General features: G+C 48.8%; 23 protein-coding genes. 1 reads left to right on the forward strand and 22 read right to left on the reverse strand.

The window, feature by feature from the left end; translation table 11 throughout:
• Positions 1-361: 361 nt before the first annotated feature.
• From N5923_RS23215 to N5923_RS23240, 6 genes are all read right to left on the reverse strand, one after another.
• The gene (locus tag N5923_RS23215) at positions 362-1,003 is read right to left on the reverse strand and encodes a hypothetical protein (RefSeq protein ID WP_267145272.1); all 642 of its coding nucleotides are present in this window, start codon (positions 1,001-1,003) and stop codon (positions 362-364) included.
• Between the two features lie 61 nt (positions 1,004-1,064).
• Positions 1,065-3,035 (reverse strand): GDSL-type esterase/lipase family protein, encoded by a 1,971-nt coding sequence (locus N5923_RS23220; protein WP_267144388.1) that lies wholly within the window; start codon positions 3,033-3,035, stop codon positions 1,065-1,067.
• A 7-nt stretch (positions 3,036-3,042) separates the two neighbouring features.
• A complete protein-coding gene (locus tag N5923_RS23225; RefSeq protein WP_267144387.1) occupies positions 3,043-4,383 on the reverse strand; it encodes a phage tail protein in 1,341 nt (446 codons plus the stop codon).
• A gap of 3 nt (positions 4,384-4,386) precedes the next feature.
• Positions 4,387-4,974 (reverse strand): DUF2612 domain-containing protein, encoded by a 588-nt coding sequence (locus tag N5923_RS23230; protein ID WP_267144386.1) that lies wholly within the window; start codon positions 4,972-4,974, stop codon positions 4,387-4,389.
• Positions 4,971-6,203, reverse strand: coding sequence for a baseplate J/gp47 family protein (locus N5923_RS23235; protein ID WP_267144385.1), 1,233 nt, complete (start codon positions 6,201-6,203; stop codon positions 4,971-4,973). Before N5923_RS23235 ends, N5923_RS23230 begins: the two co-directional genes overlap by 4 nt.
• Positions 6,204-6,211: 8 nt before the next feature.
• Positions 6,212-6,571, reverse strand: a complete 360-nt coding sequence (locus N5923_RS23240) for a hypothetical protein (protein ID WP_267144384.1) — start codon at positions 6,569-6,571, stop codon at positions 6,212-6,214.
• Between the two features lie 219 nt (positions 6,572-6,790).
• Between N5923_RS23240 and N5923_RS23245 the strand changes: the two genes are divergently transcribed.
• Positions 6,791-7,171, forward strand: a complete 381-nt coding sequence (locus N5923_RS23245) for a hypothetical protein (RefSeq protein ID WP_267144383.1) — start codon at positions 6,791-6,793, stop codon at positions 7,169-7,171.
• 13 nt (positions 7,172-7,184) lie between these two features.
• Here N5923_RS23245 and N5923_RS23250 read toward each other — a convergent pair whose 3' ends face one another.
• The 16 genes from N5923_RS23250 to N5923_RS23330 all read right to left on the reverse strand — a co-directional run bounded on the left by N5923_RS23250 (position 7,185) and on the right by N5923_RS23330 (position 18,282).
• Positions 7,185-7,571 (reverse strand): hypothetical protein, encoded by a 387-nt coding sequence (locus N5923_RS23250; protein ID WP_267144382.1) that lies wholly within the window; start codon positions 7,569-7,571, stop codon positions 7,185-7,187.
• Positions 7,571-8,269 (reverse strand): Gp138 family membrane-puncturing spike protein, encoded by a 699-nt coding sequence (locus N5923_RS23255; RefSeq protein ID WP_267144381.1) that lies wholly within the window; start codon positions 8,267-8,269, stop codon positions 7,571-7,573. The genes N5923_RS23250 and N5923_RS23255 overlap by 1 nt, the downstream gene beginning before the upstream one ends.
• Positions 8,269-9,123 carry a hypothetical protein gene (locus tag N5923_RS23260; RefSeq protein WP_267144380.1) on the reverse strand — a complete coding sequence of 285 codons (855 nt, stop codon included), beginning with the start codon at positions 9,121-9,123 and terminating at the stop codon, positions 8,269-8,271. Before N5923_RS23260 ends, N5923_RS23255 begins: the two co-directional genes overlap by 1 nt.
• A complete protein-coding gene (locus N5923_RS23265; protein WP_267144379.1) occupies positions 9,120-9,425 on the reverse strand; it encodes a phage baseplate plug family protein in 306 nt (101 codons plus the stop codon). Before N5923_RS23265 ends, N5923_RS23260 begins: the two co-directional genes overlap by 4 nt.
• Positions 9,425-10,228, reverse strand: coding sequence for a hypothetical protein (locus tag N5923_RS23270; RefSeq protein WP_267144378.1), 804 nt, complete (start codon positions 10,226-10,228; stop codon positions 9,425-9,427). Before N5923_RS23270 ends, N5923_RS23265 begins: the two co-directional genes overlap by 1 nt.
• Positions 10,228-12,054, reverse strand: a complete 1,827-nt coding sequence (locus tag N5923_RS23275; RefSeq protein ID WP_267144377.1) for a hypothetical protein — start codon at positions 12,052-12,054, stop codon at positions 10,228-10,230. Before N5923_RS23275 ends, N5923_RS23270 begins: the two co-directional genes overlap by 1 nt.
• A 211-nt stretch (positions 12,055-12,265) precedes the next feature.
• Positions 12,266-12,670, reverse strand: coding sequence for a hypothetical protein (locus N5923_RS23285; protein WP_267144375.1), 405 nt, complete (start codon positions 12,668-12,670; stop codon positions 12,266-12,268).
• Between the two features lie 8 nt (positions 12,671-12,678).
• Positions 12,679-13,119 (reverse strand): phage tail fiber protein, encoded by a 441-nt coding sequence (locus N5923_RS23290; protein ID WP_267144374.1) that lies wholly within the window; start codon positions 13,117-13,119, stop codon positions 12,679-12,681.
• Positions 13,119-14,597 carry a DUF3383 domain-containing protein gene (locus tag N5923_RS23295; RefSeq protein WP_267144373.1) on the reverse strand — a complete coding sequence of 493 codons (1,479 nt, stop codon included), beginning with the start codon at positions 14,595-14,597 and terminating at the stop codon, positions 13,119-13,121. The genes N5923_RS23290 and N5923_RS23295 overlap by 1 nt, the downstream gene beginning before the upstream one ends.
• Positions 14,598-15,146 carry a phage neck terminator protein gene (locus tag N5923_RS23300; RefSeq protein WP_267144372.1) on the reverse strand — a complete coding sequence of 183 codons (549 nt, stop codon included), beginning with the start codon at positions 15,144-15,146 and terminating at the stop codon, positions 14,598-14,600. It lies immediately after the preceding gene.
• Entirely contained in the window at positions 15,143-15,511 is a 369-nt protein-coding gene (locus N5923_RS23305; protein ID WP_267144371.1) for a hypothetical protein, read from the reverse strand. Before N5923_RS23305 ends, N5923_RS23300 begins: the two co-directional genes overlap by 4 nt.
• The gene (locus N5923_RS23310) at positions 15,508-15,960 is read right to left on the reverse strand and encodes a hypothetical protein (protein ID WP_267144370.1); all 453 of its coding nucleotides are present in this window, start codon (positions 15,958-15,960) and stop codon (positions 15,508-15,510) included. The genes N5923_RS23305 and N5923_RS23310 overlap by 4 nt, the downstream gene beginning before the upstream one ends.
• Positions 15,961-15,964: 4 nt before the next feature.
• A complete protein-coding gene (locus N5923_RS23315) occupies positions 15,965-16,408 on the reverse strand; it encodes a DUF4054 domain-containing protein (RefSeq protein WP_267144369.1) in 444 nt (147 codons plus the stop codon).
• A 3-nt stretch (positions 16,409-16,411) separates the two neighbouring features.
• On the reverse strand, positions 16,412-16,753 hold the full coding sequence (locus tag N5923_RS23320; RefSeq protein WP_267144368.1) for a hypothetical protein: 342 nt from the start codon (positions 16,751-16,753) through the stop codon (positions 16,412-16,414).
• Between the two features lie 3 nt (positions 16,754-16,756).
• The gene (locus N5923_RS23325) at positions 16,757-17,800 is read right to left on the reverse strand and encodes a DUF2184 domain-containing protein (protein ID WP_267144367.1); all 1,044 of its coding nucleotides are present in this window, start codon (positions 17,798-17,800) and stop codon (positions 16,757-16,759) included.
• Positions 17,800-18,282 (reverse strand): structural cement protein Gp24, encoded by a 483-nt coding sequence (locus tag N5923_RS23330; protein WP_267144366.1) that lies wholly within the window; start codon positions 18,280-18,282, stop codon positions 17,800-17,802. The genes N5923_RS23325 and N5923_RS23330 overlap by 1 nt, the downstream gene beginning before the upstream one ends.

The raw sequence follows: 18,282 nt of genomic DNA on the forward strand, positions 1-18,282 counted from the left end.
CTTATATTTTACCCCCCCTCCTTGTATGCCAGTGCTATAATTAAATCCTAGCTATCGTTGTTCTGCCTAGACTGTTTTATTCTTTGTTGATTCTGCCCGCCACCCCCAATCGGCGGGCTTTTTTTTAACGGTACTGATTCCTCTAAAAACAACCAACATCTCTCCCGAATGCTACACTTACATAACAAAGCAGCATAGCTTTGTTCATTAGAACTCCCTTTACTCGCTTAGCCCTCCCCTCCCGGTGGGCTTTTTTTCATTTTGCGCCGGGCTATCAGCCCTGAAGATTTCAACCTTACCATTGTTAAATTTAGTTGGTGGGAGTGCCCAGGCAGGGCGATAACAGCGGGTTTGTGATTGATTAAGGGACTGTGACACCGCGATCGGCCATAATGGCGGCGATTGCGTCCATCAATGTCACGCAGTCAGCTGTGGCTAAAATTTCGCTATAAGCGCAAAACATACCAATCGTGCCGGGCGCGCCAGTCTTTAATGAAGCGTCAAATGCATCTGGCAATCCATTCAGGTAAATTGGCAATGTGGATTTTGCCCTGGTAGTTACCGCTGCGCTCACTTCGGCGCCAGCATGCGAAATACGCTTAATCAGCGTGTTGGATATCTGAATAGTCTGCACCGTCCACGCCTGCGAGTACCCCACCGATGACAGTGAATAGTTGGATGGTGATGTCACGCCAGAAGCAACAATCATGGTTGGCGTGTTGTTGGCGGCAGTCGCAAGGCGAAAACCGGTAAACGGCGCAGCTGCGGGTGACAGGTTACCCATCCCCATATGCTGAGTACCGGTCACCCTGTCAATTTTCCAGCAGAAAATCAGGGTCATATTATCCTGTTCGATAATATTGGTGTTTAGAGGCGTTGTCGCCGTCGCTATGGCACCCTGCGCTCCAAACGTTCCGGCAAAATCCATACTGAGTGCGCCGGTGGCTCCATCCGCGCTCAGCATGTCGAAAATCTCAATGGTTGACGCCCGAAGCAGAGGCACGGTCGGATCAATGAGCGGCAGGTCTGCATTATCAAAAGTTGTGTCGAGAGTTAGGCGCATTTTAAATCCCCGTAATTTTGAACAGGCCGATCTGGCCGATGCTAAGGTCAAAGCCTGAAAGTGACACAAAGACAGAAGTTACGCCTGCCGGGACAGTAAACCTCTGGCTATAAGTGCCAAAATCCGTTACAGCCTTCCAGAGCCTGATGCCCGCCAGAATATTACCGCCAGCGAATGGCGTTGCTGCGTAATGCACCCAGGCGTTATTAACCGTCTCTGTGCCAGCTTTAAATTTCATGCTGAATTCCATGACGTCACCCGGCGTAACCGCAATTGTCTGGCTGCGGCTTGCCTGATTTGTTCCATTGGCGCTGACCAGATGAAGCACTGATCCTTTTACTGCAGCGTTACTTTCCAGCGTCACTACTCCAGCTGTGCCAACGTCCCAAGATTCCGGGACGTTAGTTGCGGAGGTGGTAATAAAAAGGGGGTTGGTAATCAAATTAGTGCTGGTTGCTGGCGTGGTATTGCTTTCAGCCATTCTTGGCGAAGTGCCACCAACCCAAAGGGACATCACATCAACAAGAGCCTGCCCCATTGCCTTCGCACCGATAGCTGTAGGATGGGATGCGTCATAATTCCATCCTGAATACCATTCACCGGTCAAAGGATCAGTAGTTGCCTTGTGCATATCAACAAAGGGCAGGCTGTATTTCTCCGCGTAAGCCCGAATCCACTCATTGAGCTTATAGCGCATGGTGTTTTGCGCATCAGTGTTGCCGCTTTGTGCTGACATAGAGCAGCACACAGGCGTGATACCAGCCTTGCGAAGCGTCAGGTAGATAGATGCCATCGATTTGATTGTCTGCTCATATGTGTAACTGTCAATCTGTACGATGTTGTTGCGCCCTGCCAGCACCACGCAAAATTTCGGCTTTGCCGCGACTGCTACCGGCACATGCGTTGCCAGTATCTGGTCAGCCCTGAACCCTCCGGTTGCTGAGATGCCCGTTTTGAGAATGCGCCCCTGACTTAGCATTTCTCCCCATACCGGCCATCCCTGCGCGCAGACCGCAGGAGCCTGATCGCGATTAGTGCTGTTGTAATCGTTCGATGTTGTCTCGGTGAAAGCCGTAATTGAGTCGCCGATAAAAAAGAAATCGTTTTTGATCTGTCCTATCTGCTGACTAAGTGGCAACCCCATATATTCCATAGTGCCATCAAGAAGAACACCCTGAGAAACTCTGCCATTGGTGTCTGTTACGGAATATGCATATCTGGAGTTTTTCTTAGGGCTAAACACATTCAAGCCAATCGCCAGAGAAAGGTTAGTAACCAGTTTCTGTATAGTAGCCAAATTTGTGACTAATTCTGGAGAATTGAGTACTGAAATATCTAATGTTGCAAGGTAAGCCCCGCCGGGAGAATTAAGCTTCCCTGTATTATCAATATAAAGAGCTACCTTCCCTTTCCCGTCCAGTATCTCGAAAGGATATTTGGATTTTTTCTGGCTTTGCACTCCATTGGTTCGTCTGTCAACATCGTTAGCTAATATTTTCGTAGCTTCAACTAACGCCGTTCCTACCTGACTAGCTTTCTCAACAGCCTCTCCGTTATCATTTACATAATATCTAAATGATTCATTGCTATCTACTCCCTGAGCCACACGAAAACCATCACCACTTTGAGTTCCTGCTAAACCAGCTATTGTTCCAGTTGGGTCAGATTCAGTTATGTAATAAGTTTTTGCGTCGGCCATATTCTGCGCATTTTTCGCTGAAGACGCAGCGCTTTCTGCGGATTCCTTAGCAATATTTGCATTTTCGGATGATAAAGCAACACTTATTCCCGCCTGTGTTGAATACTCACCAGCTTCAGAGGATGATTGTAATGCCTGCTCTGCATACTGCTTAGCCTCATCCGCATAAACAGGAGCTTTTAGAGCCTCGACAACTGCTTCTTTAGCTTGTGCGGCCGCGACTTCTGCCACAGATGCATATTTCTTTGCCTGTGTAGTATCTGACAGAGCCATTTTTACCTCAGTATTTTATGCAGTAAAGCATCGCGATGTTGCGAGGACGGGTTTCTGTTTCGCCTGTTGCATTAGTGGTGAATGAATGTGTGTGATCTGCTACTGAGGCAACAGTAATTGTGTGCGTGTGCGCGCCTGCGCTGGCAGCCGTACCGGAAACGGTATGCGTATGCGCGCCTGCGGAGGCGGTATTGTTGGTATAAGCCCCAAACAGCACATCATCCATAGAGAACCGGTTACCGCCGTAGCCTTGCGCCCACGCGGTGTATGCGTGGGTATGCGCGCCTGCACTGGCAGCCGTACCTGAAACAGTGTGCGTGTGGGCGCCCGCGCTTGCTGTGGTCGCTGTGTGGGTGTGTCCGCCGCCGCCATTGGTTGTGCCGGTGTGGATGTGTGACTGGATTGCGCCTTCCTGCGCAGATCCAAATACTCGACCAGTGTCTACACCTCGCCCACCATCCCCCCCCCGGACAAACTCACCTCTCATATCTGGCAGGTTGAATGTAGTTAAACCATCACCTGCCCCGTATAGCGTACCTATTCTGGCAAATAGGCGGGCGTAGGTGATTCGGCTTACTGCATCAGAGTTACATGCCAACCAGCCAGTCGGCGCCACATTCATCGCAAACGGCATAACTGCGCCGGTCATATCATTATTAGCGCTTAATGTCTCATCAGTGATATTTGCACCGTCACAGTAAAGCCTTGAAACCATACCAGGCATGACGGTTACGCCTGAACCTGATGCGGTTTTACAGGTAATATTAAAGTTACCCGTAGTGTTGTTTTGAACGACCCATGATTTAACCCATGCAGGGAATAAAATATTGATATTCGCTGTCAATGTTCCATTCAGTGTAATTCTTTCTTTAGCAGCCTGAAGGGATGAAAGCGTTATGCTTGCATTGGTCAAGCCTGAAATAATTGTTGTGCCGTAATTATTAATCGGAACCCAGCCAGTTGATGCTCCAGATGATGATTCAGGGGATGCCGAATTATCCTCAGAGAGATTCAACCACTGCCCCGTATATACAGAGCTTGGAATAATAGCACCTTTGGGGTAACCGCCGATTGCAGATGCAAATGAATTATTAAACGCATAAGTCATCCCAGCATTCTGCCACTGCTGCTGGAGCGTCACGGAGTAAAGAATACCATTCACATCTTTACCAGATGGCGGCTTACCTCCTGCGCTAATAGGTGTCATTGTTAAAGGGGGGAACCCACTTTCAAAAGTAGCAATGCCGCCAGCTAATGTTTCCGTTGTTGCATCAGTCGGAATTGTATTTTTATTTCCACTAACACCAAAAGCTTTTGTAATTCTTGATGGGCTGTCCGATGAATTCATTTTTTATACCTGCTGGACGATGTTTACGGTCACTCCGACCGGTGCCGGAAGCGCTCCAGAGCTTTGCACTATTGCAAGATCTGACTCGCTAAGTAGAAACTCGAATACATAGCTCATAACCATAGGCCCGTCGCTTCTCACGTAGCACCGCCCCCTGTCACCAAACATATAGCTAAGGAGCATGTTCAGGTTGGGGATTGTGCAATCAGAAATATTCGCTGCGGCCTTCATCATTATTAATTTTCTGTAAACATCATTTGTCAGATTTACGGTAGATGTAAGGTTGTCGCCGCTATGAAAGGGAGCCTGGTTAAAAGGCTGTGGATCATCAATTGTGGCAGGAGTCGATAAAGCCTCACTATAACCAAAAACGATTTTATTTTCAGTCAACGTCAACATTCTGCTTACGACTACAATCTTTCCCCATACATCCAGACCATAAGTGCCCGCAGTGTTAATGTTCCAAATCATGTCATAAAAATCATCAATAAACCCTTCAGCGCCAATAGCCTCATTAAATGAATAAATTATTGACTTCAGCTTTGGACTTTCTGCGTATTGCGTGAGGATGGTGTCAGCAACATTTATCATGTTAACGTCACCTGTATGTTAGCCCTGTCAAGCGTAGGAACCTCATCAATACCAAATGAGGCCGAGGTTAAATATGTCACACCATCTTTACTTAACGTAATGCCATAAATATCGACATTTTCAGGGTTAATTGAAGTAACCCCTGCGTAATAACGACCAGCATAAATCACTGACCCGATTCTTGCCCTTGTGCCACCATCTTCACCATTGAATGCTGCAATAACCGAATCTTTGACTTGATCAACAATATCGCTTGGCATGAAATTATTGTCTGCAAGTTCGACTTTGACATGCAGGTTTATAGCAGTTGGCGTTTGCCATTTAATTTCGTAATCCGGGTATGGCTGGACATAGTGATCTTCGTCGTAAACCGTGTAGCTGTTGTTTCCAACCATTGGCGGGCCGGGTGGGAGCTTCTGGAATATTGCATTTGCGATCTCTTCCTGCGTGCCACCATATACAGCCACATAGAGTGAATGAGCTGGTAAGGGAAAGTTAGTGAAGCCCTTATTTACTGTTTCAGCTGTGTTGTTCTGCGTCACATAGGCATCAGTCACGCCAGACACTGCTAAAACATTCGCATAAATTGAACCCAGTTGATTTTTGGCGTTCCCGGCGACAGATTGCTTGCGCCGATACTCAAAATTTGCGCGCCCTTCAACTTCATTTCCTAACACTCCAGCGGTCTGGTTTGTGATGCCTGACCAGCCAGTAATAGCACGGTAAATGGTGTTTAATGCGCCAATAGGACAGGCGATGGCGCCCGTTGCCTGATTCTGGAAAACAACATTAACAGATCCGGTTGCCGGGATAGTCGCAGACGCAAGAGAGTAATACAGGAACCCGCTGTCATCCTGAGCAATGCTGTTTGCCGGGATAATTGTGCCAACAAGCCCGGTGCAGGTTGCTGTTACCGTGGTTCCTATGGCCGGAATGCGATCAATAAAGTAAATTTGCCCGATGGCGTCTTGCATGCGGCCGGATGCGTAATCGGGGTTAACCTGATTAGCCAGGAGTGCGAGGCTATCGTTTTTGTCTGCAATGATCGCCGTGTCACTCATGGCAATCTGACCCTGAGGAGTTGTCAGGCTTTTACTCATTCCGCCACCAGTGGCAACATCCAGATCGGAAAGCCGCCCGTTGAGGATATCTACCTCATCCGGCACAGAAACACCGATATCTGAAAACGTGACTGACGGAACGGCTGTGGTTACTGTTACTTCAGCCATTATTTACCTCAGAATTGAACCGTGGATTGGATGCTGTTTGTGTCGGTGATGGTCATGACGCCAGACGCTGCCCGCGATTGCTTGCCAACCGTGACGGTGCAGAATGCGTCCTGAACGTATAGGAGCTTTTTAGCCTCAGACTGCATCTTTGTGTTGATTAGCTGGGTGCCCGGCCAGTGTCCGAGAATGCGTTCGTAATATGGGATGCCGAGAGTAGTGTCATACCAGGCTTCACCGAGGAACGTTGAGCAGGCGCAGGCGACGTCCTGAGCCACAGCAAAGGGGTTGCTGGTGATCGCAAGGTTTCCAGTGTCATCCAGCCCGATATCCCAGGCGTCTGTATTTAGCAATAGTGATTTGGTGAGCATATTTACTCCGGGCAATAAAAAACCCGCGCCATGGCGGGCTACTGATCAAATATCAGGATTATTAATTCAGAGGTTTAGTGTTAAACCTTCTTTATCGACTCCAATAAATCTACATCTTCTAATGTGATCGTTGCTTGCCGATAAAAGAACAAAGCACATATGGTGCCTGACAACAACCATATTGCTTTTACCCGTTTAAGGAAGGAGCCACCAAACGTTATGACTAAATCAGTTTTCACGATTCGCCTCTCTAAGTCTGTCGGCAAAGATATGATGCCTTATATAGAAAAAATCATTCCTCAAGAGTCAAGAAAAATGAGCGTCAGAGCGCTAACTTTTGATTCTGCATCTGGCGGAGGGAATGGAGATAACGTTATAGGTTATATCTTTGAATTTATACAAAACAAGGACGTATGTTATTCAGTTGCAGCTATCGTCATCGCATGGATTCGGGCCAGAAATGGAAAAGGAATTTCTTTAAGAAAAGGCGATACAAGAGTCGACATTACGGGCCTGAATGAGAAAGAACTATATAAAATCCTTGATGAAAAAGCTGTTACTGTTCATATAGACAGCTTTGACACCAACAAACCCACCTAATGGTGGGTCTGTTTTATGGATTGTAATTGCGAATGTAATTTTCTGGCTTTTTGAGGCAATCTTGTACAAGTGGCGAGATAACCATGCCGCTTGTATCCAAACTGGCTAATCTTTGAGTAATGCTATCTTTGATTTTTACATCCTCCACCCCTGCTTCGATCATGCTATCCACACCATAATCCGGGTAGCCCAATTCAGCGCCATGCTCCTTAGCGGCATCCCTGGCTTTTTGATAGGAAGATGTAGAACCGTTTAACTTAAACTTGGATGCTTTTGCTGCATATATTTCAGCTAATACACCGTGATCACACTTAATTGGGAGATCTGCGTCTGCTGCATGTAATGCCGGCATGGCTGATACATACAAAATGACAGCCACAATTAACTTTGCTTTCTTCATCACTGTGGTCCTTGTGTGGTTGAGCTTCCTGATTCTACACCACCATGAACATGTGTTGAAAGTTTAACCCCTTTGCCTGTCACTTCTCCCTGCGCAGTTATATTGCCTGCAAATTGGAAGTCGCCGGAGTAACTTCCTGCACCTTGGTTGACTGGACCATTTAACACAATGCTGGCAGCGTTTACAGTGAATGCCTGCTGAGCGTTAACTTCAACTGATGGCGCATGGATACTTACTAACAGTGGTGAAACTATATCAATGCCATCGTTTGAAAACTTAACGAACTGACTTGGTTCAGCGTTCAAAACCCCACCAAGATAAATCGCATCTGAGTAACTGTGTGTGCGGTTAGAGCCTGGAAGAGCTGAATCTTTGGTCTTTTTCACCGCAGTGATATCGCGATCGCACATGGCTATCAGCCCAATATCTCCAGCGATTGGTGGCATCATAACCGCGCTTGCTCCGCGTTGTAGCCTCCACACCGGAACGCCGTGTATGGGTTCATTCGTGATTCGGTCGCCGTTGCCGGTAAACCCGTCAACTATTGGCTTAACTGACACCACTTCACCATTATCGTCCGCCTTAGTAACAACAGCTAGCGTGATAAAGGCTTGCCCCATAAGGAACTGACGCATCAGGTGATTTTGTGCATTAGCGTCTGCTGTCGTGTCTTCCGGTCGAGTTGTGAAAAGATTCATTATTGCCTCACTGTAAGCTGACCGATTGACGCATAAACTATGGTTGACCATGGTCCGCCCTCGGTCCAGGAGGATAGATGATGGACCGCAGACTGGATGGTGTAAACGCCACTACCGTTTGGCAAGGACGTATCCAGTTGGATTTTCCTTCCGCGCAATATCAGATCGCTGTAAACGCATTGAAATGTTATTCCGGTACGAGTGAAAATTGGATAGCCGAGAAGCCCGGTTTCAGGAGAAATGAGTGGAACTGTGTCATCAACATTGCCAGCTTGCGGCCAGATATAGATGGCCCCCAGCCTGAAGTCGATGTTTATTCCGGCCAATTCGGCAACCTGATGAATCTGAGAAATTGGATCGCCCACGAAATAGGGGTTTTCTACTTTCTCGCTTACACCGTTATTAACTACCACATAACCGATGGATGCAGCGATTGACTGGATGATTTCCGCCACACTTGCGATGCCTTCACGACTGAAAGGCGGGGCCGTGATCGACTGGTCAAATCCTGTAGAGAATGCACTGATAATGAGAGGTGCATCCGGCATCTGATTGAGATCTGAAAAACAGCTCGTAATTGAACCAATAAATATGGGCTTGTCATCCGCCCATACTTTCATCATGTGCTGCTTCGATCCGTTGTACTGAATTCCCTTGTAGCTGAGCGACGCCATATTATCTATGCTGAGTCCGTAAATCTTGCACTCAGTGTTTGTTCCTGCAATGCCGCCGTAAGCTCCTATTTCAATCTCTGCCTTAAAATTATCCAACGTCAGCGTGTCGTTGCCAGATTTATCAAAACTTCCCTCTTTAAGGGTAAACTGGAATTTAAGCATTCGTTTTTTATAGGTCATACAGCCATCTCTTCAGCAGTTGCGTAGAACAGCTTGAAACGGCTTCCAAGCTCGTCATAGACAGGATCTAAGCTTCCTTTAGTGTCAGCGAAGAAAAGCTCACCGTTAAATTTAAGATATGGATAACGGATAATCTTGTTGCAATTAAGACAAAGGACGCCCTGAGCTATCCACAAATTATCTATACCGATATCCATGTAAAGCCCTGTAGACCTCTGCACAATACGTAGAGTTATCGCCTGACCGTCAAGAGTAATGCTGACCTCCTGAGCCTTCCATGGTTTTAATGAGATATTTTGCATCAGCTAAGCCCCGCAACCAACTCTTTAACAGTTGAAGAGAGATTGTTAATGGCGGACGTGGCCGCACCATTGATCGCGCTTGTGGCGCCAGATGAAACATTGCTAACTGCTGATGTAACCGATGTTGCGACGGTGGTCGCCGCGCTTGATACGGAATCTTTGAGGCCGGTCAGCGCTCCTTTAACATCATCCAATGTTGAATTAGATGCGGTGGAGTTTGCTTTTTCAGTTACGGCACTCGTCGCTTTTGTCGTCGAGTTTGACGTTGGGCTATTGGCAGCGTTGGTACTCGTTAGCGTAACTTCGGCCTCCTGAAGAATAGCTTCAAATATAGCTTCGACAGTTAGCAACGTTACTTCTTGACTTGAAGTCCGGTAGTTATAACGAACCAAGTCATAATCTTCATAGGTAGTGTCTGGCGTTTCGATATCATAGGTTTTTGCGCTATTCACCATTGCATCAAGCGCACCGAGCATGTCGGTGCGGCTTGTGAGAGTAAAATTCGTCAGGTTCGGGATAGATCCACTCTGACCAGTCCATCCCTCCAGAGTGAAAAGAACTCTTATTACCGATGGACGCTTAACCTTATTGAAGGAATTGTAAGATCCGCCTTCAATAGGGGATGAAACAACCGATGAATCAGTGCCATACTCGATTCCTAAAAAGGAAGAAGGGGAAATCGCCTTGGCTCCGCTTTTTAGATAAATTCCGTAACTTGGGCTGAGGATGCTGTTAATTATCGAAAAGATATTCCCACTACTGATTGCGCTCAATAGCGTTGTTTCATTCAATGAAAATGACATTATCCCCCCTGCCCAGACATTGAAGGTGTAATCAGCCTGTTCCGCTGCACGTTGCGTTGAAGATCAGCCCCAAGTGCATTGGTGTTACTGGCTGAAGTTTGCATATTAACCTCGCCAATATGGATATCTGTTTTATTACCCTGCACCTGTTGCAGCTGCATTGCCTGTTGCCGCATTGCCGTTGAGGTTGCGCCAACTTGGATGCCACTCAAGATATCCTGATCCGCCACATACCCGCTGCCATCGGCATTTTTGCCATTCTCATGGTTAATGATGCCTTTGATTAGCTTGAATATGGTGTCATTGTCGTCTGCTGATAGCTGTTCGTTAGCGCCTTTCCCGGTAGCCCCGACGAGCTGCCGGATATAGGACTCAACATTGTTGTTGTCACTGGCGGGGGCATATTTGTTAACCACTTCCTCAATCGTATCGATTCCACGGTTAAAGTAGAGCTTTAACTGACGGTGAAGCGCGGCCACCCCATCCTGCATAGTCTGGAAGACAGCAAATCGGCCGTTGTTTCCGCCCTCTTTAGTGGCGCCAGCTTGCCCCGCGTAATTGAGGTTGCCGGGATTATTATTGCGAATGCCTCTGGGGGCAGAAGTACCGTAAGCGGTGTATACGTTATCAGAACCACCCGTCCCTGATATGCCGTGCCACCACTTAAGGATTTTATCCCCAATAGTTGTTCCCGATGTTTCATTTTCGCGCTGCTTATCTTGCATTTTCTTAACAAGATACTCGCCCGTACTCATGCCGGATTTTTTGGCTTCTTCATCAGCGCTGCCAAGCTTATCCCAGGCGCTGACTGCGGCCATGGCGATCAGTAATGGCCCAAATGCTTTACCAACACGGCCAACTGCCGAGATAATCCTTAACGCCCAACTTCCGGCAACAAAAGCAGCAAGAACTGTTAATGCATTTTGCCACCCCCCCACGGCATCAACTACCTTGCTTACTTCTGCGGCGGAGTCCGTAAAGAATTTGCTTATTTCTGGCCCATGCGAAGATATCCAGATGCCAATTTTTTCAATTAAGGGGATTAGTTTTTCAATGTACGGAATAAGGGATTCATACAAAACCTGTGTAGCAGCAGAAAAATTCTGCTTCATCTCTTCAAGGCGGCGATTGAAATCCAATGCTTTTTTGGTGGCACCATCGGTTGCTTTAGAGATTTGAGCAAAATGATCAGCATCGCGGATCAGGCTGCCATCACTTAAAGCTTGCTGTGTGGGGTTATCAAACCCCAGCATACCGCCGAATCTTCGCTGAGCATCTTTATTGAGCTTGTTCCAGTTCTCAGCAATCTTGCGCATGATCGTTTCAGAATTATCATTCTGATAATCGAAATTAGCGCCAGTTGCTGCGCCGAAACTTGCCAGAGCATCGAAAAGCGGATCGTCCTGACCGCCGCCAGTTCTAATCTGCGTCAGTACATTCTGGAATGACTGGAGATTGCCGGTAATTTTCTCAGCACTGGAACCAGCAGCCGCAGCCGCTCTCTCCCATCCATCAAGCGACTTAGCTGAAATATCCAGCGCTCTTGACTGAATGCCCAATCGCATCAGATCGGATGTCATGCTGGTGATGAACGTCTTGATGCCCTGAGCAGACAGGGTTACGCCAACCAGCGCCAGCAACTCAGTGCGGATTGAACCAAAGAAAGAAGCCGCTCTTTTACCTGCGGCTTCCATATCTTTCGCTGTCTGATCAGCGCCCTTTCTGGTCTCAACCAGACCCTCGCCGACTTCCTTTTTACCTTTTTTGAAGCCGGACGAGTCGAGGCCAAGCGTGACCACTAATGCATCGATAATTGTGCCTGCCATCAGTGGGCCTCTCTTGCTTTGTTGATGACCATCTGGTTGTAATTATCCACGGTGATAATCTCAAGCCACCACCACAAATCCTCAACGCCCAGCGTTGTGCTTAGCTCGGTTAATGAGCATTTACCTGAGGAAAGCACGGTCGCTATGGTTTTCGGCATGTTGACATAATCAGCCAGACCATGAACCGTGTCATTCATGACTGGGGGAATGTCTAAAGGGAGGCGGCTGTGAAAAAATCGACGTGCAATTTAAAGACTTCGGCGCGAAGCTTAAGGCGTGTTGCCACTTCTTCGGTGTCATCGTCAATAAGGCTGCGCGTGATGGCCTGATTATCAGGATTCGGGACGGCCTGAACACACTTCATCAGCTCATCAAGCAGCGGTTTAGCATCTTCTGGCGGGATTTTGGCGACCATCTCCAGCCCAGCTTTTGCCATGCCAGCCATTCCCATTTCAGTGAAATTGTCAGGCAGATTTACACCGTTCTTTGCCATCGCCATACCAGCGCGAATAGCCCACCACTCCGCAGCGGTGGCTGACATTTCTTTGAGGTGGAAAACCTTTCCGGTATCGCGCCCTTTAGCTTCGATTTTGAAGTAGATTTCTTTACGTGCCATAACCGACCTTATGCGTTGTAGGCTTCTGGAGTCACAGACTCCCAGTTGATCTGGAATGTTCCGGCCTGCAATACTCGCTGTGCGTCAGGCATAGCCTTAACACGTTGCAGCACGCCGTTTGTCAGAGTGTACTTTTTAGCGGTCGCGGGAAGGATGATTGTTGCGTTGCAGCGAAAAACTGCTTTTGCCGTGGCAGATGTCAAGATCCACGTTTCGAACATCGGCCAGCTCGGGCTGTCCGGCATAATGGTAATAGTCTGGAGATATTCACCAAATACGAAGCCAGCAGACAGCTTGCCATCCGCACCACGCACCGCCTGTGCCATTTCCGTATCACCCATGGCGAACATGGCGTCAGCAGCATAGCCCTCAAGCGTCTGAGCGTTAGGGAACAGGTTTGTTACCGACAGCGTGAAGATGGAATCAGCGCTTGTAATTGTATTGGACATCACTGCACCTCGATGCTGGCTAAGTTAATTTTCTGAACGCTGCCGCCGTCGCAATACCACAGAGTCATGCTTGGACTTGTGCGCTCCTGCCGCTGCGTTGGTGTGCCATCTGCGATATACAGGTAATAACCTTTGGCAACCAGCGATGCGGAGATGTCAGAGCCTACCGCGTTCTTAATCTCTGATATTTGTGCGCTGGACAGGGTGACGCCGGTACGGATGCCGCCAAATACAATCCCCTGATTCAGCGTATCGGAGAACGACGTCTCAATGATCGCCTTGCCGGTCGCGTTGTACGGAATGGAGCGGTTTGACTTAAACAGTTCGATAGCGTCCTGTGACAGATTGGCATTCAACCAAATTTGGAAGCAGAACGAGTCAAACCATTTGAAATCACCGGTAATTGTGCCGTCAGCCCAATATTTCGTATCGTAATTATTGGCAGAGTAAGCCCCGTAGAAGTTGTACCCATTGGCAATAAGCGCATCATAGTCAGGGGATGATGTGACCGTTGCCAGAAGGCCGGACAATGACCGGAATTTGAAAGTTACCCGACCTTCCTGCCGTTCAAAGTCTAATGCCGCCGCATAGCCGAGTGCCGCTGCCGCCTGCGTCTGGCTACCATGCACAGGCACAACATTCGCATAGCCATACGTCTCAATGATCTTATAGGTAAGCGTTTCAGTTGAACCGTTAACCAACGCCGATTCTTCATTGGTGGCCGCCACATACCCGAACCGGAAATTCTGGCTGTTAACCCACGAAGAGAAGGCGAGGTGTTGAGCTTCATCACAGATAAATGCCGTAGTGAAAATCGCCCAGTTTTGCGAGGAATTCAGCAGGGATTGCATGGCATCAGTTACGACTGATACAGCTGAACCCTGAGAAAGAATTGCACCATTAGCCGCGGTGAGTTTCAGACCAGCTGACAGCGTGCCGCTGGCGTAACCGATAGTACTGTTTGCGCCGGAACTAACTGCGGTGACGATAAACGCTTTCTGTGTTGTGTTGTATTCGACAGTAACATCATCGCCGATACCTGTTTCAATCAGGTCTGCCGCCGCCGCAAAACTTGTGGCACCACTTAAATCAATACTGGCAGATGTTACCGCCGTGCCATCAATGGTAATCGTCAGAACGCCACTAAGCAGTTTCAGCTGCTCAAGGGTTGTGGATGCCATTGATCCAGAGCGTAACCAGGCGGATGCTGATTCGGTGCTGAAGCGGCCAAACAACAGCGCCCCCGGCGTTTTGCTCGAATTATCGTAACCGGCAAAGTAAATTTCTGCCATGCTGAACTCAACAGAAGCACTGCCGAAATACGCCGCCACATCATCATCAGATGTGAAGGTGATAACACTTCCTACCGGAGCATACGCGCTATCGGTGAGGATAAGTCCATTCAGATCCAAAGCGGAGCCGCCAGCTGGCAGAACTCCCGGATTGATCTGCACGTCTTTACGTAATGGGATTGCCATTTATGCATTCTCCGGTGGGTATTTTAAGTCTGCGGCGATGACGCCAACAGTGATGTTGTCCATGAAGTCGCGAGGTGTGGTTACGACAGGATTAAACTGGCCGATAAAATCGAGAGTCCATCGGTCTTCATACTGCTGCTCACCGTTAATCATTGCCGTCTGGCGTGGGTCAGAGCAGTAAAGAGGGGTAAGCACTGGCCCATACTCTTTAAACCACTCACAGGCATGATCAGAGCGGATTAATGTGCCAATGATTGAGGCATAAGCTGACGCCTTTTCGCCGTAGCAATCAATCTGGCAAGGCCACTGGGTGCTACGCTGCGTAAGCTGCTTGCCTTCCCCGGCAATGCCGTTGTCATCGTACTGAACCCGGTTGGTTGAAAGTCCTATCTGACCAAGGGGAGTCATCACGATGAAGTTATCAGCAGCAGGCATAGAAACGCCGTTTTGCTGTCCGAGAACCACTTCATCGGTGTCAACAATGGATAACAAAAAACCGCGCAAGGCGGCTGTAAGGTCATCCTGAATAATGCTTACCGATGCACTCATGTGGACCTCTGGAGATTCACGATCACTCGGCACCAGTCAGGCCATAACTCAGCCACCTTTACGACCAGCCATTGCTGATTATTAACAATGAGAATATCCCCGCCTTTTTGCTCAGGACGATTAACACCGTTGAAATTCCCGTTCAGGTAAGCAGATCGCAAAATGCCCTGAATGTTCATTGCATCCACCTGGCGCAGGTCAGTGCTTGATAATTCCTGAAACTGCACCTCAACATCGACAGAGTTATGTGACGGCGACGGCTTTCCACTTGGGAGAGTGGTGTAACCAGTGCTGATCTGAAACACGCCGGGCACGTTCGGGTTAATGGCCCGAGTGACGGAGTTTGCTATGCCGCGCAGGTTCATACGCCGTCCTTAACGTCATAATCGACGCTGTTAAGCATGTGGCTGGTTTCAATCAGGGGCTTATCGAATCCTTTTTTCTTGATTGTGTATGGCGACAATGGTGGGTCGGTAAGTTCTCGAATGGAGCCTTGCAACTGATCTTTTATGCGCTCACCCATTAATGAAAAAAGTGCTGAAGCATCGTAATTCACAGCTATAGCAATTTTTCCAATGTCATCACCCCACTCAGGCGACTTGTCGGCGATCATGTTGCGGAAAAATGGCCGTGGCGGTCGGTTCATGGCCGGGTCACCGAATTCGTTGGCTGCGGCCACCATTGGCACCGAAGTGTTGTCTGGATAAGTGGCCCCTTCGAGAAAACCAACGCGCAGCGTTTTCCCCTCGCCAAGCTTTTCAGCAATTTCAGCAAGTTTCTGCTCTAAAGCTTCACCGCCTGAAAATGTTGTCATATAGCTACCTCCGGTAATTTGCTCTGCGGTTGTAGTGATATGGGTACATTGAAGGTGAGGCGCCAGGCAGGTAGCGAATCGTCCGGTATGGCAATGTTGCCTGCCAGTACGCTGCTCCGTAAGGTGTTTGCATATACCACCACGAAGCAGCGCCAGATGGCCCGGCATCCAGAGACACCGACACTGATCCTTCCGAAGCACTCGCTACCCGCCCAACTAACCCGGTTGGCTTTTGCCCGCCTACGCCAGAGTTGAGCGCGGTGAGGTGAGCGACAAGCATATTCAGGTATACCGCCCGGACAGCAATATCTGTTACCGGGCTGGTATCGGTGTTATTCAGATAGACCGTTGCCTCAACGAAGTACGCATTCAGCAGCGAGTTACTTACCGTGTCGAATTCCGGGTAACGCTCGCGGAACGCGGCAACATCAAAAACAACGATAGCCATCTGTTAACCCTTAGCCTTCATGGCTTCTTCGTCTTTCACGACACCTTCAACAGGCTTGTCTTGTGGCAAACCTTCAAGGCCGGTTTTCACGCTGGCATTTTCAGTTGCTTTAGACTGAGCGCTGTTTGTTTTGGCTTGCGCAAAAACCAGCTCATTTTTGACATATGGCTGATCTGCATGCTCCTTCAGCCACGCTTCAAAATATTCTTTATCAACACTTTCGGTCAGACCATAGCCGCCGATCACGTTGGAAGAGTTGGCGCCCTGCAGGTGGGTGATTTTTCCACCCACATCAATCAGCAGGCCATTTGGCAGCTTGCATCCTACGGTTACAACTTCAGCCATTTCTTAAACTCCCAGCATGCTGGCAATTGCCAGCGGTTGACGAATGATGGTTCCCCAGGTGCCGCCTGATTTTTTCTGCTTCCAGGAAGATTCTTCGGTAACAACAGCGTGGGCGCGCATCTTCTCGGTGAACGCTGCATAAGTAGTGTCTTGCTCACCCAGGCGTTCGGCAATCAGCTGAACCATCTCACCGGCAGTCGTTGAGTATTCAATAGCCGTTTCAATGGTCAGGTTCGGGAAGTTTTTCTTCAGCAGATCGGCGACGTTCACGTTATACATATTCGTTTTGGTCAGATTTACTTCTGCCACTGGTGACAGGCCTAACTTCAGCTTGTCAGTGCGCTCCACCAGACCTTTTGTCTGAGCGACCAGTTGTTTCCACAGGCGGCCAGAGATATCGTCATAAACTGCCTGACCATCTTTGGAATCCCACGTCACAGCGCTGCCAGTTCCGGTTGCAGCAGGGGTCACAGATGGCTGAAGATTTGGATCGTTCAGCGCGCCATAGTTCTGCAGGCCAGCAATGCCATAGAAATATGACTTGTTCTGGAACTTATTCAGCACCAGAGCCGACGCCACATTCAGCTCGGCGGCATAACCGATGCGGGCAGCGCCATACATATCTAACTCACGCTCACCCCAGCGGGTGTGGGTTTGATAGTGGTAGGACTGACGAGGCACCCAGTTAACGTTGGCGCTAACCATGCCGTTGTTGTTGTAGTCACCGTAGGAGCTGACTTCACCCGCTGACTCAACGATCGGGAATTGCGCGGTGAGCGTGGTCCAGTCGCCTTTTTTAACTTCGCCATAAATCTGCGCAGCCTTCATCGGCGTGACCAGAACACGGATCAGCTCAGGATCAACGTAGTTGGTGAAGAATGCAGGGATGCCGGAGCTACCGGTGGTAACCATAGTTGGCTGAGCATCCATCGCCAGTGCGAAGTTTTCTGCAAATTCAGGATTCAGGTACTGAGCTTTCTCAGCACCTCGCAGCACAATGCCGTACTTGCCGCTTGCTGCGGCGTAATGTTTCTGAAATTCGTTCATTACTTGCTCCAGGTGCTGATTTTGACCAGTTCGCCTGCTTCAGCAACGCTGCCAGCAGAGAATGGGGTTTCTGCGTAACCGGCAATGGTTGCGCCTGCTGCGCCGGTCTGAACCTGACCAGTAGTCAGTGACGCAAAGATTTTCTGACCACGCGTTGCAGCGGTGGAGGTGCGCGCCCAGAAGTCACCAGCAGTCATCAGCGTGATTTCACGGCCTTGCTGAATGACGTTTGATGCGGCGCCAAGCCAGTCGGTGATTACCGCCTGACCGTCGCGATGCACAAAGCCAGATGGCGCGCCTGTACCAGCATTGGTGACAACGCCGTTAACAGCCCATGCGAAGCGGCCAATGGTTACGCCGCCTGCGCCTGCTATCAGTGCAGCTTCGCCAGCGAGAAAGGTTGCGTGCTGATTGGTGCTTGCAAAGCCACCCTCAATACCCGGTGCTGGATATTGGTTAATTACACTCTGAAAACCTGCCAT

Source organism: Winslowiella arboricola (genome assembly GCF_025527015.1).
Lineage (GTDB): Bacteria > Pseudomonadota > Gammaproteobacteria > Enterobacterales > Enterobacteriaceae > Erwinia > Erwinia arboricola.

Coding starts and splice junctions, on each gene's coding strand:
- N5923_RS23220 (WP_267144388.1), bottom strand. CDS start 3,035: ATGGCTCTGTCAGATACTACACAGGCAAAGAAATATGCATCTGTGGCA.
- N5923_RS23225 (WP_267144387.1), bottom strand. CDS start 4,383: ATGAATTCATCGGACAGCCCATCAAGAATTACAAAAGCTTTTGGTGTT.
- N5923_RS23230 (WP_267144386.1), bottom strand. CDS start 4,974: ATGATAAATGTTGCTGACACCATCCTCACGCAATACGCAGAAAGTCCA.
- N5923_RS23235 (WP_267144385.1), bottom strand. CDS start 6,203: ATGGCTGAAGTAACAGTAACCACAGCCGTTCCGTCAGTCACGTTTTCA.
- N5923_RS23240 (WP_267144384.1), bottom strand. CDS start 6,571: ATGCTCACCAAATCACTATTGCTAAATACAGACGCCTGGGATATCGGG.
- N5923_RS23245 (WP_267144383.1), top strand. CDS start 6,791: ATGACTAAATCAGTTTTCACGATTCGCCTCTCTAAGTCTGTCGGCAAA.
- N5923_RS23250 (WP_267144382.1), bottom strand. CDS start 7,571: ATGAAGAAAGCAAAGTTAATTGTGGCTGTCATTTTGTATGTATCAGCC.
- N5923_RS23255 (WP_267144381.1), bottom strand. CDS start 8,269: ATGAATCTTTTCACAACTCGACCGGAAGACACGACAGCAGACGCTAAT.
- N5923_RS23260 (WP_267144380.1), bottom strand. CDS start 9,123: ATGACCTATAAAAAACGAATGCTTAAATTCCAGTTTACCCTTAAAGAG.
- N5923_RS23265 (WP_267144379.1), bottom strand. CDS start 9,425: ATGCAAAATATCTCATTAAAACCATGGAAGGCTCAGGAGGTCAGCATT.
- N5923_RS23270 (WP_267144378.1), bottom strand. CDS start 10,228: ATGTCATTTTCATTGAATGAAACAACGCTATTGAGCGCAATCAGTAGT.
- N5923_RS23275 (WP_267144377.1), bottom strand. CDS start 12,054: ATGGCAGGCACAATTATCGATGCATTAGTGGTCACGCTTGGCCTCGAC.
- N5923_RS23285 (WP_267144375.1), bottom strand. CDS start 12,670: ATGGCACGTAAAGAAATCTACTTCAAAATCGAAGCTAAAGGGCGCGAT.
- N5923_RS23290 (WP_267144374.1), bottom strand. CDS start 13,119: ATGTCCAATACAATTACAAGCGCTGATTCCATCTTCACGCTGTCGGTA.
- N5923_RS23295 (WP_267144373.1), bottom strand. CDS start 14,597: ATGGCAATCCCATTACGTAAAGACGTGCAGATCAATCCGGGAGTTCTG.
- N5923_RS23300 (WP_267144372.1), bottom strand. CDS start 15,146: ATGAGTGCATCGGTAAGCATTATTCAGGATGACCTTACAGCCGCCTTG.
- N5923_RS23305 (WP_267144371.1), bottom strand. CDS start 15,511: ATGAACCTGCGCGGCATAGCAAACTCCGTCACTCGGGCCATTAACCCG.
- N5923_RS23310 (WP_267144370.1), bottom strand. CDS start 15,960: ATGACAACATTTTCAGGCGGTGAAGCTTTAGAGCAGAAACTTGCTGAA.
- N5923_RS23315 (WP_267144369.1), bottom strand. CDS start 16,408: ATGGCTATCGTTGTTTTTGATGTTGCCGCGTTCCGCGAGCGTTACCCG.
- N5923_RS23320 (WP_267144368.1), bottom strand. CDS start 16,753: ATGGCTGAAGTTGTAACCGTAGGATGCAAGCTGCCAAATGGCCTGCTG.
- N5923_RS23325 (WP_267144367.1), bottom strand. CDS start 17,800: ATGAACGAATTTCAGAAACATTACGCCGCAGCAAGCGGCAAGTACGGC.
- N5923_RS23330 (WP_267144366.1), bottom strand. CDS start 18,282: ATGGCAGGTTTTCAGAGTGTAATTAACCAATATCCAGCACCGGGTATT.